This is a genomic window from Streptomyces sp. NBC_01233, assembly GCF_035989305.1.
Classification (GTDB): Bacteria; Actinomycetota; Actinomycetes; order Streptomycetales; family Streptomycetaceae; genus Streptomyces.
Genome location: NZ_CP108514.1, coordinates 1,047,718 through 1,071,934, shown reverse-complemented (window position 1 = coordinate 1,071,934; position 24,217 = coordinate 1,047,718). Strand labels below are relative to the sequence as shown.

Annotated in this window: 14 protein-coding genes and 2 pseudogenes; 7 read left to right on the top strand and 9 right to left on the bottom strand. The window is 71.7% G+C overall.

Going from position 1 to position 24,217, the window contains the following annotated elements:
* Positions 1-29: 29 nt before the first annotated feature.
* Together OG332_RS05340 and OG332_RS05335 are read left to right on the top strand one after the other, a co-directional pair.
* Entirely contained in the window at positions 30-7,358 is a 7,329-nt protein-coding gene (locus OG332_RS05340) for a non-ribosomal peptide synthetase (protein ID WP_327412334.1), read from the top strand.
* Complete coding sequence (locus OG332_RS05335) at positions 7,358-8,344, top strand: TauD/TfdA family dioxygenase (protein ID WP_327412333.1); 987 nt, start codon at positions 7,358-7,360, stop codon at positions 8,342-8,344. The genes OG332_RS05340 and OG332_RS05335 overlap by 1 nt, the downstream gene beginning before the upstream one ends.
* Before the next feature lie 187 nt (positions 8,345-8,531).
* On the opposite strand, the gene OG332_RS05330 is transcribed toward OG332_RS05335, so the two are convergent.
* The 9 genes from OG332_RS05330 to OG332_RS05290 form a co-directional block, all read right to left on the bottom strand.
* Positions 8,532-10,847 (bottom strand): lantibiotic dehydratase, encoded by a 2,316-nt coding sequence (locus tag OG332_RS05330; protein WP_327412332.1) that lies wholly within the window; start codon positions 10,845-10,847, stop codon positions 8,532-8,534.
* Positions 10,848-10,881: 34 nt separating this feature from the next.
* Positions 10,882-11,190, bottom strand: a complete 309-nt coding sequence (locus OG332_RS05325) for a phosphopantetheine-binding protein (protein WP_327412331.1) — start codon at positions 11,188-11,190, stop codon at positions 10,882-10,884.
* Positions 11,187-12,191, bottom strand: a complete 1,005-nt coding sequence (locus OG332_RS05320) for a threonine ammonia-lyase (protein ID WP_327412330.1) — start codon at positions 12,189-12,191, stop codon at positions 11,187-11,189. Before OG332_RS05320 ends, OG332_RS05325 begins: the two co-directional genes overlap by 4 nt.
* Positions 12,188-13,750: an amino acid adenylation domain-containing protein gene (locus tag OG332_RS05315; protein WP_327412329.1), complete on the bottom strand. Its 1,563-nt coding sequence runs from the start codon at positions 13,748-13,750 to the stop codon at positions 12,188-12,190. The genes OG332_RS05320 and OG332_RS05315 overlap by 4 nt, the downstream gene beginning before the upstream one ends.
* A 2-nt stretch (positions 13,751-13,752) precedes the next feature.
* On the bottom strand, positions 13,753-16,086 hold the full coding sequence (locus OG332_RS05310) for a lantibiotic dehydratase (RefSeq protein ID WP_327412328.1): 2,334 nt from the start codon (positions 16,084-16,086) through the stop codon (positions 13,753-13,755).
* Positions 16,079-17,032, bottom strand: coding sequence for an ornithine carbamoyltransferase (locus OG332_RS05305; protein ID WP_327412327.1), 954 nt, complete (start codon positions 17,030-17,032; stop codon positions 16,079-16,081). The genes OG332_RS05310 and OG332_RS05305 overlap by 8 nt, the downstream gene beginning before the upstream one ends.
* A gap of 79 nt (positions 17,033-17,111) precedes the next feature.
* Entirely contained in the window at positions 17,112-18,416 is a 1,305-nt protein-coding gene (gene ectB / locus OG332_RS05300) for a diaminobutyrate--2-oxoglutarate transaminase (protein ID WP_327412326.1), read from the bottom strand.
* 262 nt (positions 18,417-18,678) lie between these two features.
* Entirely contained in the window at positions 18,679-19,359 is a 681-nt protein-coding gene (locus tag OG332_RS05295; RefSeq protein ID WP_327412325.1) for a helix-turn-helix transcriptional regulator, read from the bottom strand.
* Complete coding sequence (locus tag OG332_RS05290; protein ID WP_327412324.1) at positions 19,356-19,985, bottom strand: helix-turn-helix transcriptional regulator; 630 nt, start codon at positions 19,983-19,985, stop codon at positions 19,356-19,358. The genes OG332_RS05295 and OG332_RS05290 overlap by 4 nt, the downstream gene beginning before the upstream one ends.
* Positions 19,986-20,637: 652 nt before the next feature.
* Here OG332_RS05290 and OG332_RS05285 point away from each other — a divergent pair.
* From OG332_RS05285 to OG332_RS05270, 5 genes and pseudogenes are all read left to right on the top strand, one after another.
* Positions 20,638-22,265 (top strand): annotated as a pseudogene (locus OG332_RS05285) (IS4 family transposase).
* 50 nt (positions 22,266-22,315) lie between these two features.
* On the top strand, positions 22,316-22,591 hold the full coding sequence (locus OG332_RS05280; protein WP_327412323.1) for a transposase: 276 nt from the start codon (positions 22,316-22,318) through the stop codon (positions 22,589-22,591).
* A gap of 137 nt (positions 22,592-22,728) precedes the next feature.
* Positions 22,729-22,908 (top strand): IS3 family transposase, encoded by a 180-nt coding sequence (locus OG332_RS47780; protein WP_442816334.1) that lies wholly within the window; start codon positions 22,729-22,731, stop codon positions 22,906-22,908.
* A complete protein-coding gene (locus OG332_RS05275; protein ID WP_327412322.1) occupies positions 22,905-23,228 on the top strand; it encodes a DDE-type integrase/transposase/recombinase in 324 nt (107 codons plus the stop codon). Before OG332_RS47780 ends, OG332_RS05275 begins: the two co-directional genes overlap by 4 nt.
* Before the next feature lie 32 nt (positions 23,229-23,260).
* Positions 23,261-24,137, top strand: a pseudogene (locus tag OG332_RS05270) (transposase); the annotation flags it as partial.
* Positions 24,138-24,217 lie beyond the last annotated feature (80 nt).

Genomic DNA, 24,217 nt, shown 5'->3' with positions numbered 1-24,217 from the left:
ATCTACGGCAGGTATCAGGAAGGCGAAGGATGAGCACGAGCTCGATCTCCCGCGCGGAGTTGTTGAAGCGGCGCCTGCGGGGCCTGGCGAAGGCTGCGCAGGACGACGGGATCACTCCGGTGGCCCGGGGCGAGGCGCTGCCGCTGTCGTTCGCGCAGCGCCGGCTCTGGCTGCTGGATCAGATCCAGCCCGGCAGCACCGAGTTCCTGATGCCCCTGCGGCTACGGCTGCGCGGCGAGTTGGACGGGGCAGCGCTGCGGCGCGCGCTGGACGAGGTCGTCGCCAGGCACGAGGTGCTGCGCACCCGGTACGCGACCGGGGACGGCGAGCCCGTCCAGGTGATCGACGGGCCGGGCCCGTCGGCTTTCACCTTTCTCGACCTGCGCGGCACCGGCCGGGAGGCGGCCGAGCACCGGCTGGCCGAGCTGGAGAACGAGGCCGGTGCGCGCCCGTTCGACCTGGCGGCCGAGCAGCCGCTCCGGGCGCTGCTGGTGCGGCTGGCCGACGACGATCATGTGCTCCTGCTGACGATCCATCACATTGCCTTCGACGGCTGGTCTGAGGCGATCTTGCTCACCGAACTCGACCAGCTCTACCAGGCGTTCGCGGCCGGTCTGCCTTCCCCGCTGGCCCGGCCGCCGGTGCAGTACGCGGACTTCGCCGTCTGGCAGCGCCAGCGCCTCTCCGGCGCCCGCCTCGCCGAGCAGCTCGACCACTGGCGCCGCGCGCTGGCCGGTCTGGAGCCGCTGGAGCTGCCCACCGACCGCCCGCGCGGGCCCGTCCGCTCGACCGACGGTGCCAGTGTCGCCTTCACCGTGCCGGCCGAGTCGGCCGAGCTCCTGGTCCAGCTGGGCCGGCGGCACGGGGCGACCCCGTTCATGGTCTTCCTGGCCGCCTACCAGCTGCTGCTCGGCCGCTACAGCGGGCAGCACGACGTGGTGGTCGGCAGTCCGCTGGCCGGCCGGGACGAGTCGGCCACGCACGAGATGATCGGCCTGTTCGTCAACATGGTGGTGCTGCGCACCGACCTCTCCGGCGAGCCGTCCTTCGTGGATCTGCTGGCCCGGGTACGGGAGACCGCGCTCGACGCCTACGAGCACCAGGAGACCCCGTTCGAGCAGCTGGTCGACGAGTTGGCGCCCGTGCGCGACGCGTCCCGCACCCCGATCTTCCAAGCGGTCTTCCAGCTGGAGACCAGGGATCCCGCCGCCCGGGCCGGCCTGGCCGCCGAGCCCGAGTCGGTCGCCTGGAGCGTGGCCAAGTACGACCTGGGGCTGTCCCTGGGCACCCGCCCGGACGGTTCGCTGTCGGGCCGGCTCGACTACGCCACCGCGCTGTTCGACACGGAGACCGCGCAGCGGCTGGTCGGCCACTATCTACGCCTCCTGGCGAGCATCGCCGCCGACCCGGACGCCCGGGTGAGCGGGCTGGAGCTGCTGACCAGCGCCGAGCGCGAGCGGCTGACGGCCCGGCACGACGCCGCCCGGGACTACCCGACCGCGCCGTCGCTGGCCGAGGCGTTCCAGGCCTGGGCTGAGCGCACCCCGGACGCCACCGCGGCGAGCTACGACGGCGCGGCGCTGACCTACGCCGATCTCAACGCCAGAGCCAACCGGCTGGCGCACCGGCTGCGTTCGATCGGCGTGGCACCGGATTCACTGGTCGGTGTCCGGCTCGACCGCGGCCTCGACCTGGTGGTGGCCCTGCTCGGGGTGCTCAAGTCCGGCGCCGGGTACCTCCCGCTCGACCCGGGCCAGCCGGCCGACCGGCTGGCCTACATCCTCGACGACGCCGCAGTGACCGTGGTGGTCTCCCGGGACGAGGTGCCGGGAGACGGTGTCACCACCGTGGCACCGGAGGCGGATCCGGCCGACTGGCCGGACACCGACCCGGCGCCCGTGGCCGGCCCGGACCACACCGCCTACGTCATCTACACCTCGGGCTCCACCGGCCGCCCCAAGGGCGTGCCCGTGACCCACCGCAACGTGCTGCGCCTGCTGGCCTCCTGCGCGGCCGACTTCGACTTCGGCCCCGACGACGTGTGGACGCTGTTCCACTCCTACGCCTTCGACTTCTCGGTCTGGGAGCTGTGGGGCGCCCTGCTGCACGGCGGCCGGGTCGTGGTCGTGCCGTTCGCCACCTCGCGCTCCCCGCAGGATTTCCTCGCCCTGCTCGTCGCCGAGCGGGTCACCGTGCTCAACCAGACCCCGTCGGCCTTCCGGGGCCTGATCGAGGCCGTCAACGCCGCCGATCTGGCACCGGACGCGCTCTCGCTGCGGAAGGTGGTGTTCGGCGGCGAGGCCCTGGACGTGGCCGAGCTGGCGCCCTGGTTCGACCGCTTCGGCGACACCACCCCGGCGCTGGTCAACATGTACGGGATCACCGAGACCACCGTGCATGTGACGTACCATCAGGTCAGTGCAGCCGAGACCACGGGCGCCCGCCGCAGCCCGATCGGCCGGCCGCTCGGCGACCTGCGCGTGTACGTGCTGGACGAGGAGCTCAACCCGGTGCCGATCGGCGTGCCCGGCCAACTCCACGTCTCCGGAGCGGGGCTGGCCCGCGGCTACCTGGGCCGGGCGGCGCTGACCGCCGACCGGTTCGGCCCGGACCCGTACGCGACGGTGCCGGGCGCGCGGATGTACCGCACCGGCGACCTGGCGCGCTACGGCGTGGACGGTGGCCTGGAGTTCCTCGGCCGGGCCGACGACCAGGTCAAGATCCGCGGTTACCGGATCGAGCCCGGCGAGATCGAGGCGGCCGTCACCGGCCACCCCGGGGTGGAGAAGAGTGTGGTGCTCGCCCATCGCCGTCCGGGGGACCGCGAGTCGCGGCTGGTCGCCTACTACACCACCACAGCAGGCCGGCTGGCCGGTGTGGCGGAGCTGCGCGACCACCTCAGCCGGGTGCTGCCCGCCTACATGGTGCCCGCGGTCTTCGTCCCGCTGGACGTGCTCCCGGTGACCGCCAACGGGAAGACCGACCGCCGGGCGCTGCCCGATCCGGACGTCCACCGGGCGCTCGCGGAGGAGGAGCACATCGCCCCGAGAACACCCATCGAGCAGGTGATGGCGGAGAGCTGGGCCGAGGTGCTCGGCCTGCCCCGGGTGGGTGTGCGGGACAACTTCTTCGCCCTCGGTGGGGATTCGATCCGGGCGATCCGGGTTGTGGGCGCGCTGCGCCCGCGCGGGATCGAACTGACCGTGCAGGACCTGCTGGTGCACCAGACCCTCGAGACCCTGGCCCGGTACGCCGAGTCGGCCGGGCCGGCCACCGAGGTCAGCCCCGAGGAGCGGCGGGTCGCCCCGTTCGCGCTGCTCTCGCCGGAGGATCGGGCGAAGCTGCCCACCGGTCTGGCCGACGCCTACCCGATGTCCATGGTGCAGGCCGCCATGGTCTACCAGATGGTCTCGGACCGGGACACGAGCCCTTACCACAACATCACCCTCTTCCCCTTCACCGACGACGCCCCGTTCTCGCTCCCCGCGATGCGTGCGGCGGCGGCGCTGCTGGCCCGGCGGCACGAGATCCTGCGCACCTCCTTCGATCTCTCCGGCTATCAGGAGCCGCTCCAACTCGTGCACACCACTGGCGCGGTGGAGGTCGGCTTCGACGACCTGCGCCCGCTCGGCCAGGCCGGGGCGGCGGAGGCCGTCGAGCGGTTCACCGAGGAGACCCGGAGGGCCCCGTTCGACATCACCCGGGCCCCGATGCTCCGCTTCCACGTGCACCTGACCGCCGACGACCGTTGGACCTTCTCGTTCATCGAGTGCCACGCCATCCTCGACGGCTGGAGCCACCACTCGCTGATCACCGAGGTGATGGCGGACTACCGGGCGATCCGGGACGGGCGTGAACCCGCCCCCGCCCCCACCGACACCGTCCGCTTTGCCGACCACATCGCGTTGGAGCTGGACTCGCTGGCCTCCGAGGCGGACCGCGCGTTCTGGCAGGACCGGACCGGCCGGTTCGACCGGGTCGAGCTGCCGGAGAGCTGGGCCGCCGCACCGGGCTCGGGCGAGCTGCCGTACCTGATCACCGTCCCGTTCCGGGACTTGGAGCCAGGGCTGCGCCGACTGGCCGCCGCCGCCGGGGCCCCACTCAAGAGCGTTCTGTTCGCCGCCCACCTGAAGGCGCTCAGCGTGGTCAGCGGCTCGCACCGGTTCCACACGGGTCTGGTCTGCAACGGGCGACTGGAGACCAGGGGCGGCGAGTCGGTGCGCGGCATGCACCTGAACACCCTGCCGCTCGGCGTCGAACTGACCGGCGCGACCTGGGCTGAACTGGTCGGCCAGGTCTTCGCCGAGGAGGTCGCGGCCTGGCCGCACCGCCGGTTCCCGCTGCCGGAGATGCAGCGCGAGTGGGGCGCCGGCACACCGCTGGTCGAAGTCGCCTTCACCTACCTCGACTTCCATATCCTGGACCGCAGCAGGATCGAGTCGGCGAACGTGGTCGACGTCAGCCCCAACGAGTTCGGGCTTGACGTCTGGACCTTCCCCGGCGTGCTGTACATCTCCGGCCAGCCCGCCCGGATCAGCCGCGCCAACGGGCAGCGGCTGGCCGGGACGTACCGCCGGATCCTGGCGGCGATGGCGGCCGACCCGGCCGGCGACGCCCGCGGCACCGCCCTCGACGAGACCGAGGCGCAGCGGCTGCTCTCCTTCGCCGCTGGGCCCGACGCGGGCTACCCGTACGAATGCCTGCACGAGCTGTTCGAGCGTCAGGTCGGCCGCACGCCGGACGCCGTCGCCCTGCGCTGCGCCGACGGCAGCACCGTCAGCTACACCGAACTGAACTCCCGAGCCAACCGGTTGGCCCGCCACCTGCGCTCACTCGGCGTCGACCGGGAGAGCCGGGTCGGCGTCCTGCTACGCCGGGGGCCCGAGCTGGTGGTCGCGCTGCTCGGCGTGCTCAAGGCGGGCGCCGCCTACCTGCCGCTCGACCCCGGCCACCCCGCGCCCCGGCTGGCCGCCCTGCTGGCCGAGACCCGGGCCGCCCTGGTGCTCTCCCAGAGCGAGTTGGCCGAACTGCTGGCCGACGGCCCGGCCCGGGTGCTGCTGCTGGACGGCGAGGTGCCGCTCGGCGACCGCTCGCCGGAGAACCTCGGCCGGACGGCGGACCCGGACGGCCTCGCCTACATCGTCTACACCTCCGGCTCCACCGGCACGCCGAAGGGCGTGATGATCGAGCACCGCAACCTGGTCAACTATGTCTCCTGGTGCCTGGGCGGCTACACCCCGCTCGGCGGCACCGGCGCGCCACTGTACTCCTCGATGGCCTTCGACCTGCCCGTCACCTCACTCTTCCCCGCGCTGCTCTCCGGGCAGCCGGTGACCATCACCAAGGACGACGGCACACCCGGGATCGACGCGCTGGTCGCCGAGTTGGAGCGAGGCGGCTTCGGTCTGCTCAAGCTGACCCCGTCGCACCTGGCCCTGCTCAACCAGTCCCTGTCGCCCGAGGCGGTCCGTCACGCGGCCGGCCGCCTGATCGCCGGCGGCGAGGAGCTGACCAGGGACATGGTTTCCAGCTGGGCGGAGCACGCACCGGACACCGTGGTCGACAACGAGTACGGACCGACCGAGACCACCGTCGGCTGCTCGCACCTGGAGGCTACCGCCGCCGAACTCGAAGCGGGTGTGCTGCCGATCGGGCGGCCCTTCGCAAACACCACGATGCGGGTGCTGGACCGGAATCTCGAACTCGTCCCGGTCGGGGTGGTGGGCGAGCTCTACATCGGCGGGGCGCAGCTGGCCCGGGGTTACGTCGAACGCCCAGAGCTGACCGCCGAGCGCTTCGTGCCGGATCCCTACGCGTCGGAGGCGGGACAACGCCTGTACCGGACGGGTGACTTGGCCAAGTACCGCGAGGACGGCGTGCTGGAGTTCGCCGGCCGGGTGGACCACCAGGTGAAGATCCGGGGGTACCGGATCGAGCTGGGCGAGATCGAGGCCGCGCTGCGCGGCCACGCCGACCTCCGCGACGTCGCCGTCCGGGTGCACACCACGCTGGGAGGCGAGAAGGAGCTGGTCGCCTACCTGGTGCCGGCCGAGGGCGCCGAGATCGACACCGCCGGGCTGCCCTCCCAACTGGCCCGGACGCTGCCGCCCTACCTGGTGCCGTCCGGCTACCTGGTGCTCGACGACCTGCCCATGACCGCGAGCGGCAAGGTGGACGCCGCCGCGCTGCCGGAGTTCGCGGGCCCGGCCTCGACGCGCAGCTACCGGGCACCGCGAACGTCGGTGGAGAACGTGCTGGCCAGGGCCTGGGCCAAGGCCCTGGGCCTGCCCAGGGTCGGGATCGACGACAGCTTCGTGGAGCTCGGCGGCCACTCGCTAACCGTGATGCGGGTGATCGTCAAACTCCGCACCGAGCACGGCATCCGGCTCTCCTTCCAGGACTTCTACCGGCACCGGACGGTGGCCGAACTGGCCCGGGTGGTGGCCGATTCCGAGACCGCGGAGGCAGGCACGGGGAGCTGCGGGACGGAGACCGCGGACGCGATCGTCTGGCTCCGCCGGGAAGGGACGAGGCCGCCACTGTTCTGCGTCCACCCCGGCAGCGCGCACTGGTTCGCCCAACTCGCCGAACACCTCGACGAGGACCAGCCGGTGGGCGTGTTCGAGTGGCCCGGGCTGACCCGCCCATGCCCCGCCCCCGAGAGCATCGAGCAGATCGCCGAACTCAACCTCGCCGAGCTGCGCCGGGCCGCACCGACCGGCCCGTACCGGCTGCTCGGCTGGTGCGGCGGCAGCCAGATCACCACCGAGATGGCCCGGCGGCTGTACGAGGCCGGCGAGGACGTCACCTTCCTCCTGCTGGACCCGGCGCTGGACACCTACGAGCGCGAGAACATGCGGGAGTTCATGGACACCTTCCTGCGGGCCGAGGCCCTGCTGGCCCGGCTCGCCGTGGCCGGCGAGGACGAGGTCGACGAGATCCAGCGGCAGGCGCACGCCGTCCTCAACGTGATCGTCGACGACGGCGAAATCGATCCGCCGGTGCCCGGAGACGACTTCTGGCCATCCCGGGTGCGGGTCTGGCGGGAGTTGCTGCAGACCCGGCTGAACTACCGGCACCGGGCCTACCCGGGGAAGCTGCACCTGCTCGCGGGTGACGAGCTGGCCGCCGGCCAGCACGAGGTCGCGATCGGCGTCAGCTTCGCCGACTTCACCAGCCGGTGGGCCGAACTGGCCGACGGCGGGCTGGAGGTGTACCGGGTGTCCGGCAACCACCTCGGGGTCCTGCGCGCGCCGCACGTCGGCGAGGTGGCCGAGGTGCTCACCCGCCTGATGGACACAGGGAAGCAGCAGACAGAGATGGCCGACCGTCAAGAAGTCCAGAAGGAAGTGCACTGATGTCGATGGGCCTCGAGGTCGGCACCCATGCCGACGGGATGACCCTGAACAGAGCCGACACGCTGGCGGTCGAAGAGGTGGCGAGAGCGCTGCTGTCGACGGCCGGCAGCCGGATCGACGACGCGGCATGGCTGCGGGAGGCCGGGCGGCGCTGGCACGACCTGCCGGTCTCGCTGCGGAAGTCGCTGGCGGCCTTCCGGCGCGACTCCGGCCCCGCCGGGGCGTTCGTGATCCGGGGACTGCCGGTGGACCCGGCACTCGTCCCCGGGACGCCGATGGTGAGCGGTTCGGTGCAGCGGGAGGCGACCGTCGCCGCGGCCGCGCTGATGCTCGTCACCAACACGCTGGGCGATCCGATCTCCTTCCGGCCGGAGAAGTCCGGCGCGATGGTGCACGACGTCATCCCGGTGCCCGGCAACGAGGAGTTCCAGGGCAACGAGGGATCGGTGCATCTGACCTTCCACAACGAGAACGTCTTCCACCCGCACCGCCCGGACTACGTCCTGCTGCTCTGCCTGCGGGCCGACCACGACCGGGTGGCCGGGCTGCGGACGGCCTCCATTCGGCAGGTGGCCCGGCTGCTGAGCGACGAGAGCCGCGAGGTGCTGTTCCGGCCGGAGTTCGTCAGCGCCCCACCGCCCTCGTTCGGCCTGCCCCCGGGGGAGTCGCAGCCGCACGCGGTGCTGAGCGGCGCACCCGAGGACCCGGACGTCCAGGTGGACTTCGCGGCCACCGGCCCGCTGACCCGGCGGGCCGACGCCGCGATGCGGGAGCTGCAGGCCTTGTTCGCCGAGCACGCGCTCACCCACTACCTGACCCCCGGTGACCTCGCGATCGTGGACAACCGGGTGACGGTGCACGGGCGGACGGGGTTCACCCCGCACTACGACGGCCGGGACCGCTGGCTGCAGCGCACCTTCGCCGTCCAGAACCTGCGCCGGTCGCGCGTCCACCGGGCGGACGACGGGCACGTACTGGTCGGCTGAGCACCGGCCCGACCGGCCGGTACGAGCACCGCGGTGGCGGGGCACCCCTGGGGGGAGTGCCCCGCCACCGCGGCGTTTCCGGAGGCGTACGGGTTCCCGGCGGTGTACGGGTTCCCGGCGGTGTACATGGCAGAAGGCGGGCCGCCCCCGTCCTGCCGGGAGCGGCCCGCCTTCTGTTGAAGGTCCGTCAGTCCTCGACCACCACGAAACGCAGCTCCGAGGTGTAGCGGTTGCCCTGCTCGTCGGTGAGCCAGGACTGCTCGGGGGTCGGGAGCATCTCGGTCAGGGTCAGCCGGCCCTCCGGGTCCTTGGTGGCCAGCCGGCGGACGGCCTTGGCGAAGAGGTTCACGTACGCCGGGCTCTCGAAGTCCACGAAGAACGGCCGGGGTTCGGACGGCGACACCACGAAGACGAACCTGGGCAGCTCCGCCCCCGCCCACCAGCGGCGGGCCCGGACGAAGCGGCGGGCCTCGCTCTTCTCCCTGGCGAACTCCAGGCCCGCGCCGGTGAAGCGCCAGGTCTCGCGGGCCAGCACCATCCGGTCCACCGTGACGCGCGGCGAGTGGTCGGCGTCCGGGAGCAGTCGGCAGAGGTCCATCACCAGGGTGGTCAGCGCGTGGCTGAACACGTCCAGCACGTCGAAGACCGCGCCATCGGGCAGCACCACGACCAGCCGGCCCTCCCGCCGCTCCACCGCGACGTCGGCGCTCAGTACCGTCCGGGGGCGGTTCGGGTCGGCTGTGTGGTCCAGCAGCGCGACGTAGTAGTCCTCGGGGCGCACCAGGAAGTGCCGGACGCGGGCGGAGAGCCGCGACTTGTGCTCCTTGGGCAGCAGCGGCATCAACCGGGGCCCGGGGTGGTCCCGGCCGGTCTGCGCGAACAGCTCCTCCGGCGCGGGGTGCTGGTTGACGAAGAGCGAGTTGCCGAGGGTATTGGTGGCGACGTGCAGCTCGCCGAGCACCAGCTCGAACTCACCGCGCTCCGCCGCTTCCTCGTCCTCCACCGCGATCATCACGTCCGGGCTGAGGTAACGCGCCGCCGTCCAGCTCGCGCCCCGCTCGCCGAAGGCCTCCCGGACGCGGTCGGCGATGTCCGCCGAGGCCACCCGGAGCCGACCGTCGGTTGCGGGCCGGCCCAGAATCCCGTCCCAGCGCCGCCAGAACTCGCGCTGGATCTCCGCCGCCCCGGTGACCGCGTCACCGTGCAGGATCGGCATGCAGGCGAACCAGAAGGCGGCCAGGTCTACCCGGCCGCCCTCGCCCGCCGCCTCGGCGAGCCGGTCGTAGACCTGTTCGGCCAGGCCCAGCACCTGGTCCGCCAGCCGGGAGGTCAGCCACAGCGCGCTGGTCATCAGCAGATCGAGCGGGGCCAGCGCCGCCAGCACCTCGGTGCCGACCCGGGCCGTCGCGGTGCGGACGCAGTCCGAGTAGACCAGGGCCCGGTTGGGTGCCGTGTGCTCGCTCTTCTCGCGCTGCGCGGCGGTGTCGGTCAGTTCGGCGAAGTCGCTCTCCAGCGCGGCGAGCGCCGCGCACAGCTCCTCGACGTCGTCCCCCACCGCCTGCACCCTGTCCCGGCCGCGCTCCAGGGCGCCGAGCAGATCGAGACCGTGCTGCCGGGGCGCCGGATCGCCGATACCCTCCAGCCAGGCCCGCAGGTACTGTTCGGGGTAGGTGGTGGCGGGGATTTCCAGGCGCCAGACGATCCAGCGTCGCTTGACCAACTCCTCGAGTATGTCGGTGACTTGGTCGGGGCGCAGGTCGGCGGCGAGCTCCTGTCGGATCGCTCGGGCGGTACGGGTGCCGTCGCAGCGGGTGAGTACCTGATGGATGGGCGGGGTGATCGGCTGCGGGGGGCGTCCGGGCAGGGTGACGCTCTGGGCGCCGTTCTGTTCGTCGATGCGGACGAACGGGACGCGGCGCGGGGCGGTCCAGTCTCGCAGCGCCGGGTCGGTGTCGATGGTCTTGGCTAGCGCATCCATCGACCAGCTCGAGAAGTACACCTCGGACCGTGCGATCAGGCCCTCGCCGGGATCGACCAGGATGCCGCGCTCTGCGGTGTCGATCCGACCCCAGCCGACCGGGCCGAAGAACCCGATGGTGTCGTTCTTCACGCAGAACCGCTGCCAGTAGTGCGCCACCAACTCCTCACGCTGGCGCGGCCCGCTGGTGCGACCCGCCGCGGTGGGCTCCCATCGGACGAACGGTGCGATCGCCCGGCCGAGCACGGCGCGGTTCTGCCAGGCCACCGCGGTCTGGAAGGCCGGCTGCGCCGCGATCTGCTGCAGCTCGCGGGCCGTGCCGACGGCGGCCTCGCCGAAGACCTCCTCGAAGGCCCTCCACCGTGGTCCCGTGAGGGCCTCCCGGGCGCCGAACTTGTCCGCCGCCACCGCCAGGCCCTCCGGCGCCAGCCGCAGCACCCCGGCCGCCGGGAAGCCCGCCCCTCGGAGCCCGAACTGCTCCCACACCTGCCACTTGTCACCGAACGGCACTGTTGTCCCGGTCATGGCCCGCTGCTCTCCCTGCCTCCGGTCGGTGTCTTCAGAGCCGGTCGGCGTCTGCGGTGTCTTTGAGGTCTGCGATGTCTTCAAGGGCTTCGAGGTCCTCGGCGACGACCGTCGCAAGGTCTTCGGGCGACGGGTAGGTGAAGACCAGCGCCACGGCGACCTCGATGCCGATCGCCTCCCGCAGTCGGGCGGTGATCTGGAAGGCGCTGAGCGAGTCGCCGCCCGCCTCGAAGAAGTCGCTGCTGGTGTCGAGACTCTCGTCGCCCAGTGTCTCGCGGTAGAAGGAGGCGATCAGCTCGGGGAGCGCCGCCGCATCGACCTTGGTCGCGTTCATCGTGCTCATGGTGACTCCTGATCAGTGTGGTTGTCGGAGTGGTGCTCGAAGTGGATCTGGGGACGGTTCACCGGGAGGTTCCGGGCGGCCAGTGCGGCGGGTGTGTTACCGCCGGAGACGATGACGGCGACCCGGCCGCCGCGCAGCGCCGGGTCGGCCGAAGCCAGCGCGCCCGCCAGCGCCACGCTCCCGGTCGGCTCGGCCTCGACGCCCGCGCGGTGCAGCAGCTCCATCGCGTGCGTGATCGCCTCGTCGGTGACGCCGATCATCTCGTCGACCCGCCGCTGGATGATCGGGTGCGGGATCTCGCCCGGCCGCTGGCCGCGCAGCCCGTCGGCGACCGTCCGGCTCGGCGGCACCTCGACGGGGGCGCCCGCCGCGAGTGAGAGGGCGTAGCGTCTGGCGTCCACCGGCTCGACGCCGATGATCCGCACCTGTCTGGTCAGGGCGGAGGCGGCCAGGCAGACACCCGCGAGCAGGCCGCCGCCGCCGGTCGGTACGTAGATCGCGTCGAGGTCCGGCACGTCCTCGAAGACCTCCAGGCCCGAGGTGCCCTGACCGGCCACCACCAGCTCGTGGTCGGAGGACGGCACGAAGAGCGCCCCGTAACGGCCGGAGAGCTCCCGGGCGTGCCGGTCGCGCTCGGCCACGCCGCCGTCCACCCGGACGACGCGTGCGCCGAGCGCGCGGATCACCCGCTCCTTGGCCGCGCTGGCCCCGGCGGCCATCACGACGGTGACACCGACGCCCAGCGCGCCGCTCAGCTGGGCGACCGCGATCCCGTGGTTGCCGGACGAGCCGGTGACGATCTCGGTGGCGCCGTTCCCGACCATGGCGTTCGCGGCGCCCCGCAGCTTGAACGAGCCGCTGTGCTGGAGGTGTTCGGCCTTCAGTAGGAGGCCGGGCAGCGAACGCACCGTCAGCAGCGGGGTGCGGCGCACCTGGGCGGAGATCCGGTCGGCTGCCGCGAGCACGTCGTCGAGCCCGAGTCGGGTGCCCAGGCTGCTCATCGGGCCCCGTCCGCAGCTGTCGTGGCCGTCGTGGCCGTTACGCCTGTCACGCCTGTCACGGCGCGCGGTCCGAGCGCAGCCCGGTCGGCCTTGCCGGTGCCGGTGATCGGGACGCGCTCGATCCGGTCGAACCGGCGCGGCATCATGTAGTGCGGCAGGCTCTCGGCCAGGTGCGCGCGCAGCACGGTGTCCGCGACCTCGGCCAGCCGGCCCGTGACATGGGCGACCAGGAAGACCCGGCCCCTGCCGTCGGTGTCGGCGGTGACCACCGCGCCGGTGACGGCGGGGTGGGTGAGCAGCGCGCCCTCGATCTCGGCCGGGTCCACCCGGTAGCCCCGGATCTTGATCTGTCGGTCGCTCCGGCCGAGGTACTCCAGGGTGCCGTCCGGCCGCCGCCTGGCCAGGTCGCCGGTGCGGTACATCCGGGCTCCGGCCGGCCCCGCCGGGTCGGGCCGGAAGCGGTCGGCGGTGTGCCCGGGCCGGCCGGCGTAGCCACGGGCCACGCCCACGCCGCCGAGATGGAGTTCACCGACCTCCCCGTCCCGCACCGGCCGCAGCCCGGTGTCGAGCAGCTGGGCGGTCACCCCGTCGATGGGCGTGCCGACCGGGTCGGCCGCCGTCTCGGGGTCGGCCGGCACGTCGTACCGGGTCGAGGTCATGGTGCACTCGGTTGGGCCGTACTGGTTCACCAGCCTGCCGGTGAACGCCCGTCGGCCGCCTGCCGTGAGGAAGGGCCGCAGGGACTCCCCGCTCGAGACCACCAGCTTCACGCCGCGCAGCCGATCGGCGCCCCCCTCGTGCTGGGTGAGGAAGGTGAGGAAGGACGGGGTCGCGCTCAGCACGGTGTTGACACGGAAGGTCCGTATGGTGGCCAGGAACTCGTCGGCCCGCAGCAGCGCGGAGCGCTCCACCAGGACGAGGCGCCCGCCGGCCGCCAGCGGGGCGAAGGTGTCCCGGATCGAGGCGTCGTAGCCGAGCGGGGCCAGCTGCACCGCGATGGTGCGCGGCCCCAACCCGTAGTCGCGGGCGACGAATCGCAGGTACGAGGTGAGGCCCCGGTGCTCGATCAGGACGGCGTTCGGAGTGCCCGTCGACCCCGAGGTGTGGCTGACGTAGGCCAGTGTGCACGGCTCGACGGGCGGTAGGGGTACGTCCGGTTCGCCGGCTGTCGCGTCGAGGCGGTCGATCAGGACGGCCGGGCCCTCGACGGGGAGGGCGAGCCGCTCTTCGAGGGCGCTGTCGGTCACCAGAAACGTGGCCCCCGCGCTCTCGACCATGGCGGCCAGGCGCGGGCCCGGCAGGTCCACGTCGAGGGTGAGGAAGGCGCCGCCCGCGCGCGCCACGGCGGCCATCGCGACGACGGCCTGCGCGCCGCGCTCGACGGCGACGGCACACACCGCCTCCGGGCCCACCCCGCGCCGGACCAGCGCCCTGGCCAACCGGTCGATCCGGTCGAACAGTTCACCGTAGGAGACCACGCCGCCGGGGGTGACCAGGGCGGGGGCCAGCGGATCGCATGCGGCGTGCACGCCGATGTCGTCGACGAATGTGCTGTCCACGGTCAGACCCCGCCTTCCGGGCTCACCGACCGGTCGACGGCCACGAAGCGCAGTTCCGAGGTGTAGCGGTTGCCCAAGTCGTCGGTGAGCCAGGCTTGTTCCGGGGTCGGTAGCATCTCCGAGACCGTCAGCCGGGCGTCCGGGGCCTTGGCCGCCAGCCGGCGGACGGCCTTGGCGAAGATGTTCACGTACACCGGGCTGTCGAAGTCCACGAAGAACGGCCGGGGTTCGGACGGCGACACCACGAAGACGTACCGGGGCAGCTCGTTCTCCTCGCTCCAGCGGCGGGCCCCGACGAAGCGGCGGGCCTCGCTCTTCTCCCTGGCGAACTCCAGCACCGAGGCGGCGAATCGCCAGGTCTCCCGGGCCACCACCATCCGGTCCACGGTGACGCGCGGCGAGTGGTCGGCGTCGGCCCGCAGGGTGAAGCGGTCCATCACCCGGTTGGTCAGCGCGTGGCTGAACACGTCCAGCACGTCGAAGACCGCGCCGTCGGGCAGGACGGTGGCCAGCCGGCCGTCCCGCTCCTCCACCGGCACATCGGCCGAGCACACCGTCCGGGGACGGAGCGGGTCGGCGGTGTGGTCGACCAGCGCGACGGAGTAGTCCTGGGGGCGCTCCAGGGCGGGCCGGCTGCGCGGTGACCACTTGATCAGTGGGAGCTCCTTCGGCAGCATCGGCACCAGGCGCGGGCCGGGGAAGTCGGTGCAGGTCTCCTCGATCAGCTCCTGGCGGTCCGGGTGCTGCATCACGAAGAGCGAGGCGCCGAGGGTGTTCATGGCGACGTGCAACTCGCCGAGCACCAGCTCGAACTCGCCGCGTCCGACGGCCGCCAGATCCTGGGCGACGACCATCACGTCGGGGCTGATGTAGCGCGCCAGCGACCAGCCTCCACCGGGCTCGTCGAAGGCCTCCCGGACCTGGTCCGCGATCTCGGCCGAGGAGCGCCGGACTTGCCGGGCGCCGGGCGGGGCGTCGATGATCCGCGACCAGCGGGCGCGCAACTCGGCCTGGATGCGGTCGATGTCGGCGATCGACTCGCCGTGCGGTGCGGGCAGGCACTCGAACCAGAGCGAGCCGAGATCCACCACTTTCCGTTCGGTGCGCAGCCGGTGGAAGGCCTCGGTGATCCGGCCGCCGACGGCCTCGGCGAAGCGGTTGGTCATCCACCGGGCGCTGGTCAGGCAGAGCTCCAGCGGCGTGAGTTCGCCCAACACGGCGGTGCCGACCCGGGCCGTCGCCGAGCGGCGGCAGTCGGCGTAGACCAAGGCTCGGTTGGGCGCGGTGCGGGTGCTCTTCTCGCGCTGCGCGGCGGTGTCGGTCAGTTCGGCGAAGTCGCTCTCCAGCTGGGCGAGCGCCGCGCACAGCTCGTCGGCGTCCCGGCCCGCCGCGTGCACGCGGTCGCGGCCGCGCTCCAGAACCAGCAGCTTGGCCAGGGCAGGCTCGCGCACGGCGGGGTCGCCGACGCGCTCCAGCGCCGAGCGCAGGTACTGTTCGGGGTAGGTGGTGGCGGGGATTTCCAGGCGCCAGACGATCCACCGTCGCTTGACCAACTCCTCGAGTGTGTCGGTGACTTGGTCGGGGCGCAGGTCGGCGGCGAGCTCCTGTCGGATCGCTCGGGCGGTACGGGTGCCGTCGCAGCGGGTGAGTACCTGATGGATGGGCGGGGTGATCGGCTGCGGGGGGCGTCCGGGCAGGGTGACGCTCTGGGCGCCGTTCTGTTCGTCGATGCGGACGAACGGGACGCGGCGCGGGGCGGTCCAGTCTCGCAGCGCCGGGTCGGTGTCGATGGTCTTGGCTAGCGCATCCATCGACCAGCTCGAGAAGTACACCTCGGACCGTGCGATCAGGCCCTCGCCGGGATCGACCAGGATGCCGCGCTCTGCGGTGTCGATCCGACCCCAGCCGACCGGGCCGAAGAACCCGATGGTGTCGTTCTTCACGCAGAACCGCTGCCAGTAGTGCGCGATCAACTCCTCACGCTGGCGCGGCATGCTGGTGCGGCCCGCCGCACTGGGCGTCCAGGCCAGGAAGGGAGCGATCCCGGTGCGCAGCACGGCCCGGTTCTGCCAGGCCACCGCGGCGCGGAAGGCCGGCTGCGCCGCGATCTGCTGCAGCTCGCGGGCCGTCCCGACGGCGGCCTCGCCGAACGCCTCCTCGAACCCCTCCCACTGCGGTCCCGTGAGGGCCTCCCGGGCGCCGAACTTGTCCGCCGCCACCGCCAGGCCCTCCGGCACCAGCCGCAGCACCCCGGCCGCCGGGAAGCCGGGCCCGCGGAGCGCGAAGTGGCTCCAGAGCCGCCACCCGCCACCGGGCAGAAGTACGGTCTCAGACATCGACGGACCCCCGGCGTGAGCCGCCCGCGCACCACTCCAAGACGGCCCGCGCACTGTGGTACTTGTTCTCGGCCTGCTCGTACGCGATGCTCGTGGGCCCGTCCAGCACCTCGGCGGTCACCTCGTCGCCCCGGTGCGCGGGCAGGTCGTGCATGAACACGGCGTCGGGGCTGCCCGCCATCACCGCCTCGTCCACCTGGAACGGCGCGAAGACGCTGCGCCAGTCGGGGTCGGCCTTGGCCGTCCCCGTGGTCTGCCACCGGGTGGTGTAGACCACATCGACGGTCGGCAGGCCGGTCATGTCGTGCCGCTGGTCGACCGTCGCCCCACTGCTCTTGGCGTCCACCGCCGCGCGGTCCAGGAAGCGCTGCTCCACACCGTAGCCGGGCGGTGTCCGCAGGTGCAGCGTGGTGTTTCGGTACCGGGAGAGCGCGAGGGTGAGGGCGGATGCGGTGTTGTTGCCCTCGCCGACGTAGAGCACCCGCAGGCCCTCGATCCGCCCGAACCGGCCCTGCAGCGTGGTGAGATCGGCGAGCGCCTGGGTCGGGTGCTCGGCGGCGCTCATCGCGTTGACCACGGCCATCCGCTGCTGGGAGGCGAAGGCGCGCAGCTCGGCCTCGCTGCCGGCAGTCCTGGCCACCAGGACGTCGAGCATCCGGGAGAGCACCTCGGCGGTGTCCTCGACGGTCTCACCGGTGTTCTCCTGGAGATCCCCCGGGCCGTAGCTGATCAGCTGTCCGCCGAGGCGCAGCGCGCCGGCCGAGAAGGCCGTCCGGGTGCGGGTGGAGGTCTTGCGGAAGAGAACGCCGACGACGGCGTCCCGCAGCGGGCGGGCGTCCTCGCACCGGCCGGAAGCGTACTCGACGCCCCGCTGCACGATCCCGTGCATGTCCTCGTAGCTGAGGTCGTTGATGGAGATCAGGTGGCGGCGTGGCGGGTGGGGCATCGGATCCTCCTCGGTTCTGTGACTCAAGTCCTGGCCGCAGTCCCTGACTGCGGTGCGGCTATCGGCGCCGTCCAGGCCCTCAGGGCGCCAGCAGTGCCTGCCGGAGCACATCGAGGCCGCGGTCGAAACGGGCGGTGTCGATGGTCAGCGGTGGCAGCAGCTTGATGACCTCGTCGTGGCGGCCGCAGAGCTCGACGATCAGTCCGTGCTCGAAGGCGTACCGCTGGACGCGGTCGGCGCGCTCCGACCCGCCGGCTCCGGAGGTGTCGATCCCCAGCGCCATGCCCCTGCCGCGCACCTTCAAGGCCGGTTCCACGGCGGCGAGTTCGGTGCGGAACCGATCGAGGCGGGCCGAGGCGGCGGCCAGACCGGCGTGGAGGGTGTCCTGTCGCCACAGCTCGCAAGCCGCGGTGGCGGCCACGAAGGCCAGCTGGTTGCCACGGAAGGTGCCGGTGTGCTCACCGGGTTCCCAGACGTCCAACTCCCGGCGGAACAAGGTGAGGGAGAGCGGCAGGCCGTACCCGCCGATGGACTTCGAGAGGGTCACGATGTCCGGGGTGATACCGGATTCCTCGAAGCAGAAGAAGGTGCCGGTGCGCCCGCAGCCCGACTGGATCTCGTCGAGGATCAGCAGGATCTCGTGTCGTTCCGTCAGATCCCGTAGCCCGCGCAGCCACTCGGCTGACGCCGGGTAGACGCCGCCTTCCATCTGCATCGGCTCCACGATCACCGCGGCGGGCACCTCCACCCCCGAGGACGGGTCGGCGAGCAGCCGCTCGATGTACCCGAGCGAGTCGAACCCGCCCTGCGGGCCGTCCTCGTACGGTACGAAGGTGACGTCCTGCCCGCTCACCCCGCCGGCCCGGCGGGCCCGCCGGCTGCCGGTCACCGCGAGCGAGCCGCGCGACATACCGTGGTACGCGCCGGTGAACGCGATCACGCCGGAGCGGCCGGTCGCCTTGCGGGCGAGCTTGAGCGCGGCCTCCACGGAGTCGGTGCCGGTGGGACCGACGAACTGCACCTTGTAGTCCAACCCGCGTGGCCGCAGGACCACTTCGGCGAAGGCGGCGAGGAACTGGCGCTTGGCCACGGTGTACATGTCGAGACCGTGGGTGACGCCGTCGGCGGCCAGGTACTCGGCGAGCCTGCCCTTGATGAAGTCGTTGTTGTGTCCGTAGTTGAGGGTGCCGGCGCCACAGAAGAAGTCCAGGAAGGTCCGTCCGTCCTCGGTGTACAGCTCGGCGCCCTTCGCCCGCTCGAAGACCACGGGGAACTTGCGGCAGTACATCCGAACCTCCGACTCCAGCTCCTCGAAGACCTTGAAGTCGGCGTTCTCGTCCGGCTCGTGAAGGGGGACGGTCGGCCCGTCCGCGGCGATGGTCATCCGGTGTCCTCTCGGCTTACGGTGATCCCGCGGCCGACCGTTGCGCACCGGTTCGTCTCCACGGATCGAGAAACGCCGCGCGGCCAGACGGACGCGGGCAGAAGTCAGGGTGCCGACCGGCGGGTGGCCGGCGCCAGGGAAGGAGCGGCAGGCGTCGATCGCCTGGCCTGCTGCGCGTTTGTCTCTGCCCTCCGCCCTGCCCGGCCGGGCAGGCTGGGGCCGTGCGGGGCAGCGGGGCTTCAGAGCGGCGGGGTCGCGAAGTTCAGATCAGACCGGTCCGGACGGCGTGGGCCACCGCGTGGGCCCGATTGCGGACCTGGAGCCGGGCCATCAGCTCGTAGATGACGTTCTTCACGGTGTGTTCCGAGCAGGCGAGGGAGCGGGCGATCGCCGCGTTGCCGTGCCCCTCGGCCATCAGCGTGAGCACCTCGGTCTGCCGGGAGGTCAACCGCGAGGTGGTCGGCCCCGGCCTCGGCTCCGCACCAGGGTGGGGCGGGCCGGTCACGGCCGAGTCGTTGAGCGCCGAGCTGTTGAGCGCCAAGCCGTTGAGCAGTCGGGCCAGCACGCTGTGCGGCAGCCGACCTTCGTCCTGGTGGGCGGAGTGCACGGCGGCCGCCAGGCGTGAAGGTGTCGCCTCGGCGGAGTGCAGCATCGCCCGGGCGCCAGCCCGCACCGCCCGCAGGACGCCGTTGTGCGACAGCACGTCGGCCACCACCAGCAGCCGGCGGCCGTCGGACCACAGGCCCGGCAGGCAGGCGTCGATCGCTTCGTCCACCGTGCCCCCGGCTGCCACCAGCACCGCGCCGGGCTCCCGGTCGGGCTCGCCCACCGGTGCGATCCCGGCGCGACGCAGCTTCGCCACCACGGCGTCCCGGACGGTCGAGTCGCTCGCGTTGACGTGCACCCGCAGCCGCTCCCGTATCAACGTCCCGGCGCCCGTCACAGCAGGCCCGCCCGGAGGGCGTACGCCACCGCGTGGGCTCGGTTGCGGAGCCGGAAGCGCTGGGTGATGTCGTGCACTATGGTCGTCACGGTGCGGGGTGAGTAGGACAGTTCGAGGGCGATCTCGCCGGTCTCCCGGCCCTCGGCGACCAGCCGCAGCACCGCACGCTCACGGTCGTTCAGGCCCGAGCCCGCCCAGCGGACGGGGGCGGCGTCGGCGGGGGTGGCGTGGACGCCGACGCCCTGTTCGAGCAGGCCGTCCAGCAGGCCGGGTGGCACGGTGCAGTCGCCCCCGGCGGCGGCGAGCACCGTCCGAGCCAGCCGGTCGGGGCTGGCCTCGCTGCGGCGGAGCAGGCCGCGGGCGCCCGCCGCGATGGCATGCATCGCCTCGGCGGGGTTCAGATCAGTGGCCACCAGGACGATCTCGGGCCGGTGCGCCGCGCTCCGCGTCGCCCGGACGATGTCGAGTACCTGGTCCGTCACCCGGTCGACGATCACCACGGCGACCTCGGCCTGCTCGCCCGGCAGGATCACCGTGACATCGCCGTTGCTGAGCAAGGTGCTCCTCGTGCCGGCTTCCAGCACCGGATCCAGAGCGGCGATGCTGACTCGCACGGGCTCACCCATAGGGGTACCTCCTGGGGTTGGTGTACGACGAACCTCTCGCCCCAGCAGCATGGCCGGGCCGCCCGCGCACCCACATCGGGTACCGGCCCCCACATTCCCGTCACACCGTCTCCGAGGACCCGTCACGCGCAGGCGGGCGCCCCCCCCGCCCGTCCCGCCCGGGGCCCACCCGGCGGGCCCCGGCCCCACCCGGCGGGCCCCGGCCCCACACCCCGGCCCGACCACCCGGCTGCCGATATACCCCCGTTCCCCCTGGTCACCCCGGCCGGGCCGCCGTCCCGGCCGCACCCACGCGCCCGGCTGGAGCTGGACTTGACAGAGTACGACCGAGAATATGGGGGCAACCTCCCTATACGGCACCGGCTCACCACCCAGCCCCGCCGGTGAGCCCGTGACCCCTGGTACGGGTGTCACCTGGAGCGTCCGCCAGTGGTAGGCAACCGGGTGAACCGTTCCGGGTTCGATAGGGACTCGATCATTTGAGAGGATCGAGTCATGGCACGTCCTTCCCCTTATCCCAAGACCACGGAGTTATGGCTTGTCGGCCGCTGTCAACAGGGGCGAGGTATTTGGGAGAAGTGCCGGTCAGGGCAACGGGACTCCTGGTAGAGCGAGGAAGCCGACCAAGGTCTTCCCGCCTGAAGGAGCCCCGTTGCCCGTTCAGTGTTCCACCGTCACGCTCACGTCGTCCATCACCGTCGCCGACGGGGTCTTCGCTCCGGGGCATCTGGGCGAGCTGACCCGGCACCTGCCCTTTGAACTGGTCGATGACGTGCTGGAACGTACTGGCGGAACCCAGCGGAGGCTGAGGCTGCTGCCGTCGAGGGTGGGTGTCTACTTCGTGCTGGCACTGGTTCTCTTCCCGCAGCTGGGCTACATGCGGGTGTGGGACAAACTCACCTGCGGCCTGCGCGGGCTCCTTCCACCGCGTCCGTCGGAGAAGGCGCTGCGAGAGGTGCGCCGGCGGCTGGGCGCCGCGCCGCTGCGGCTGCTCTTCGAGACACTGGCCGGTCCCGTGGCACAGCCGATCACACCAGGGGTGCGATACAGGTGCTGGCGCACAGTCGCCTTCGACGGCTGCAGCTCCACCAAGGCCCCTGACCGGCCGCGAGTCTGCGCCTGGCTGGGCAAACACAAGCATCGTTACGGCACGGACGGATATCCGATGCTGAAGATCATGGTGCTGTGCGAGACCGGAACCCGGGCCCTGCTCGGTGCGGTCTTCGGACCGACGCCCGAGAAGGAGACCGGCTACGCCGAGCAGCTGCTACCACTGCTGGACAACAGGATGCTGCTGCTCAACGACCGGGGCTTCGACTCCGACGACTTCCTCGCGAAGGCCGCGGCCACCGGCGCCCAGCTGCTGGTACGCCTCAAGGGAACCCGGACACCCGCACGCTGGGCACTACTGCCGGACGGGTCATTCCTGACCAGGATCAACGGGACCCGGCTGAGGATCATCGATGCGCACATCGCGGTGACGACCGCCAAAGGGCTGAGGCTGGAAGGCCACTACCGACTGGCCACCACGCTGACCGATCACCGTCGCTACCCCGCCGCAGAGCTGGTGGAGCTCTACCACGAGCGATGGGAGATCGAGTCCGCGTTCTACTCGCTTCGGCACACCCTGCAGCACGGCCTGGTGCTGCGATCCCAGGACGCGACCGGGATCCAACAAGAACTCTGGGCTCACCTGACCGTCTACCAGGCACTGCGCCGCGCGATGGCCGAGGCCGTCGAGACCCTCCCCGGCACCGACCCGGACCGCGCCTCCTTCACCGTCGCCCTGGAGACCGCAAAAGACCAGCTCATCGCCGCAGCCGACGTACTGCCCGACACCGGACCGGGACGAATCACACCGGCCCTGCTGCACGATCTGCTCCCACCCCGCCGGGCCCGCGTCAACCCACGCCGCGTCAAATGCCCGATCTCCCGCTACGCCGCCCCGCCCCACCAGGCACAAGTCCTGGGCGCATCCAGGATCACCAGCATCAGTGTCACCGTGAACCCCTCCGCTGGCCCAGGCCCCGACGGACGCCGCGACCGCACACTGCAACTCCTGCGAACCGATCCCCACCGCACCTGGCGCGCATGTGAAATCGCCCGCGGTATCGGACTGGAGGATCCCCAAGGACTACGCGCAGAACTGGGACGCTGGGTCCGCGAAGGAATCCTCCGCCGCACCGGCCGGGGCCTCTACACCCTCGACCCCGAGTGGACCACCCCAACCTCCACAAGCCCCTGTCCCCGCCCCTGTTGACAGCGCCGGACAAGCCATAACTCCGTGGTCTTGCCCTTATCCCCTTGAGCTGCGCAAACGAGCGGTCCGTATGGTCGCTGAGGTGCGGCCGGAGTACGACACCGAGTGGGCCGCGATGAAGGCGGTCGCTGCCAAGTTGGGCATCGGGACGACCGAGACGCTGCGCAAGTGGGTCAGTCAGGACCAGATCGACTCCGGGAGCCGGCCGGGGACGCCGACGGAGGAGTCCGCGCAGATCAAGGCGATGAAGAAGGAGATCGCCGAGTTGCGGCGGGCGAACGAGATCCTGAAGTCGGCGGCAAGTTTCTTCGCGGCCGAGCTCGACCGGCCACACACGCGCTCGTAGCGTTCATCGACGAGCACCGGGACCGCTTCGGCGGTGTCGAGCCGATCTGCAGGGTCCTCACCGAGCACGCCTGCAACATCGCCCCCTCCACCTACTACGCGGCCAAGAAGCGCTAGGCCGAACCCTCGGCCCGGCAGCTGCGGGACACCGAACTCAGGGAGCTGATCAGCGAGGTCTACCACGCCAACTTCCGTGTCTACTGGGCCCGCAAGGTCCGGCGCGAGCTGAACCGGCAGGGTCACACGGTGGCCCGGTGCACCGTCGAACGCCTCATGCGCGAACTCGGTATCGCCGGCGCCGTCCGGGGCAGAAGGTGATCACTACGGTCCCGGGCGACTCCGTCGAGCGGGCACCGGACCTGGTCGACCGCGACTTCGTCGCCACGGCCCCGAACCGCTGCTGGGTCGCCGACTTCACCTACGTGAAGACCTGGTCCGGCATCGTCTACGTCGCGTTCGTCGTGTACACCTTCTCCCGCCGGATCGTCGGCGGGTCCGCCGCCACGTCCAAGGAGACCAGGCTCGTCCTGGACGCCCTGGAGATGGCCCTGTGTCAGCGTGACCGGGACGGATTCCCGTACGGCCAGGGCGAGTTGATACATCACTCGGATGCCGGGTCGCAGGGTGGATTCAACTGATCGTTGCAACACCTCGACCTTGGAGGTGTTGGATGGGCAGGCCAGCGGGATGGGCCACACGGCTGACGGGGCGTCCGGCGATGCGGTCGCCGGGACGGCCCCCGATCCGGCGGGATGTGGAGCGGGCTTCCTGGGTGAAGATCGCCGAGGGGATGACCAGCGAGGCGGCGGCGGTCACGTGCGGCGTATCCCCGGTGGTGGGGTCCCGGTGGTTCCGTGAGCGTGGCGGCATGCCGTCGATCCGGCTTGGCCCGCCCTCTGTCTTTCGCGGAACGCGAAGAAATCGCGCTGCTCAACGCCCAGGCCGTGGGAGTGCGCGAGATCGCACGCCGCCTGGGCAGGGATCCGTCGACGATCTCGCGGGAGTTGCGACGCAACGCGGCCACCCGCGGCGGGCAGCTCGACTACCGGGCCTCGATCTCGCAGTGGAAGGCGGAACTGACAGCGCGGCGTCCGAAGACGCCGAAGCTCATGGCGATGAACGGCTGCGAGAGTATGTGCAGGACCGGCTCGCCGGGGACGTCCGGCGTCCGGACGGAACGCAGGTCACCGGGCCGAAGACGCCACGGTGGAAGGGACGGAACAAGCCCCACCGTCAGGACCGGCAGTGGGCGACGGCGTGGAGTCCGGAGCAGATCGCGGGCCGGCTCAGGGCCGACTTCCCCGACGATGAGTCCATGCGTATCTCGCACCGAAGCGATCTACCAGGCGCTTTACATCCAGGGACGCGGAGTCCTCAAGCGTGGGCACGTAACCACCGAGGTGATGATCAGCCAAAGGCCAGCCGAGGCCGAGGACCGGGCAGTCCCGGGCCACTGGGAAGGCGACCTCATCATTGGCACCGGCAAGTCCGCGATCGGCACGCTGGTCGAGCGCACGACCCGGTTCACCATGCTGCTGCACCTGCCCCGGTTGGCCGGCTGCTGGTCCGGAACTGGTCCGGATCTTGGTTTGGCCCGACGCGACGACAACACGGACCACGATCCGCA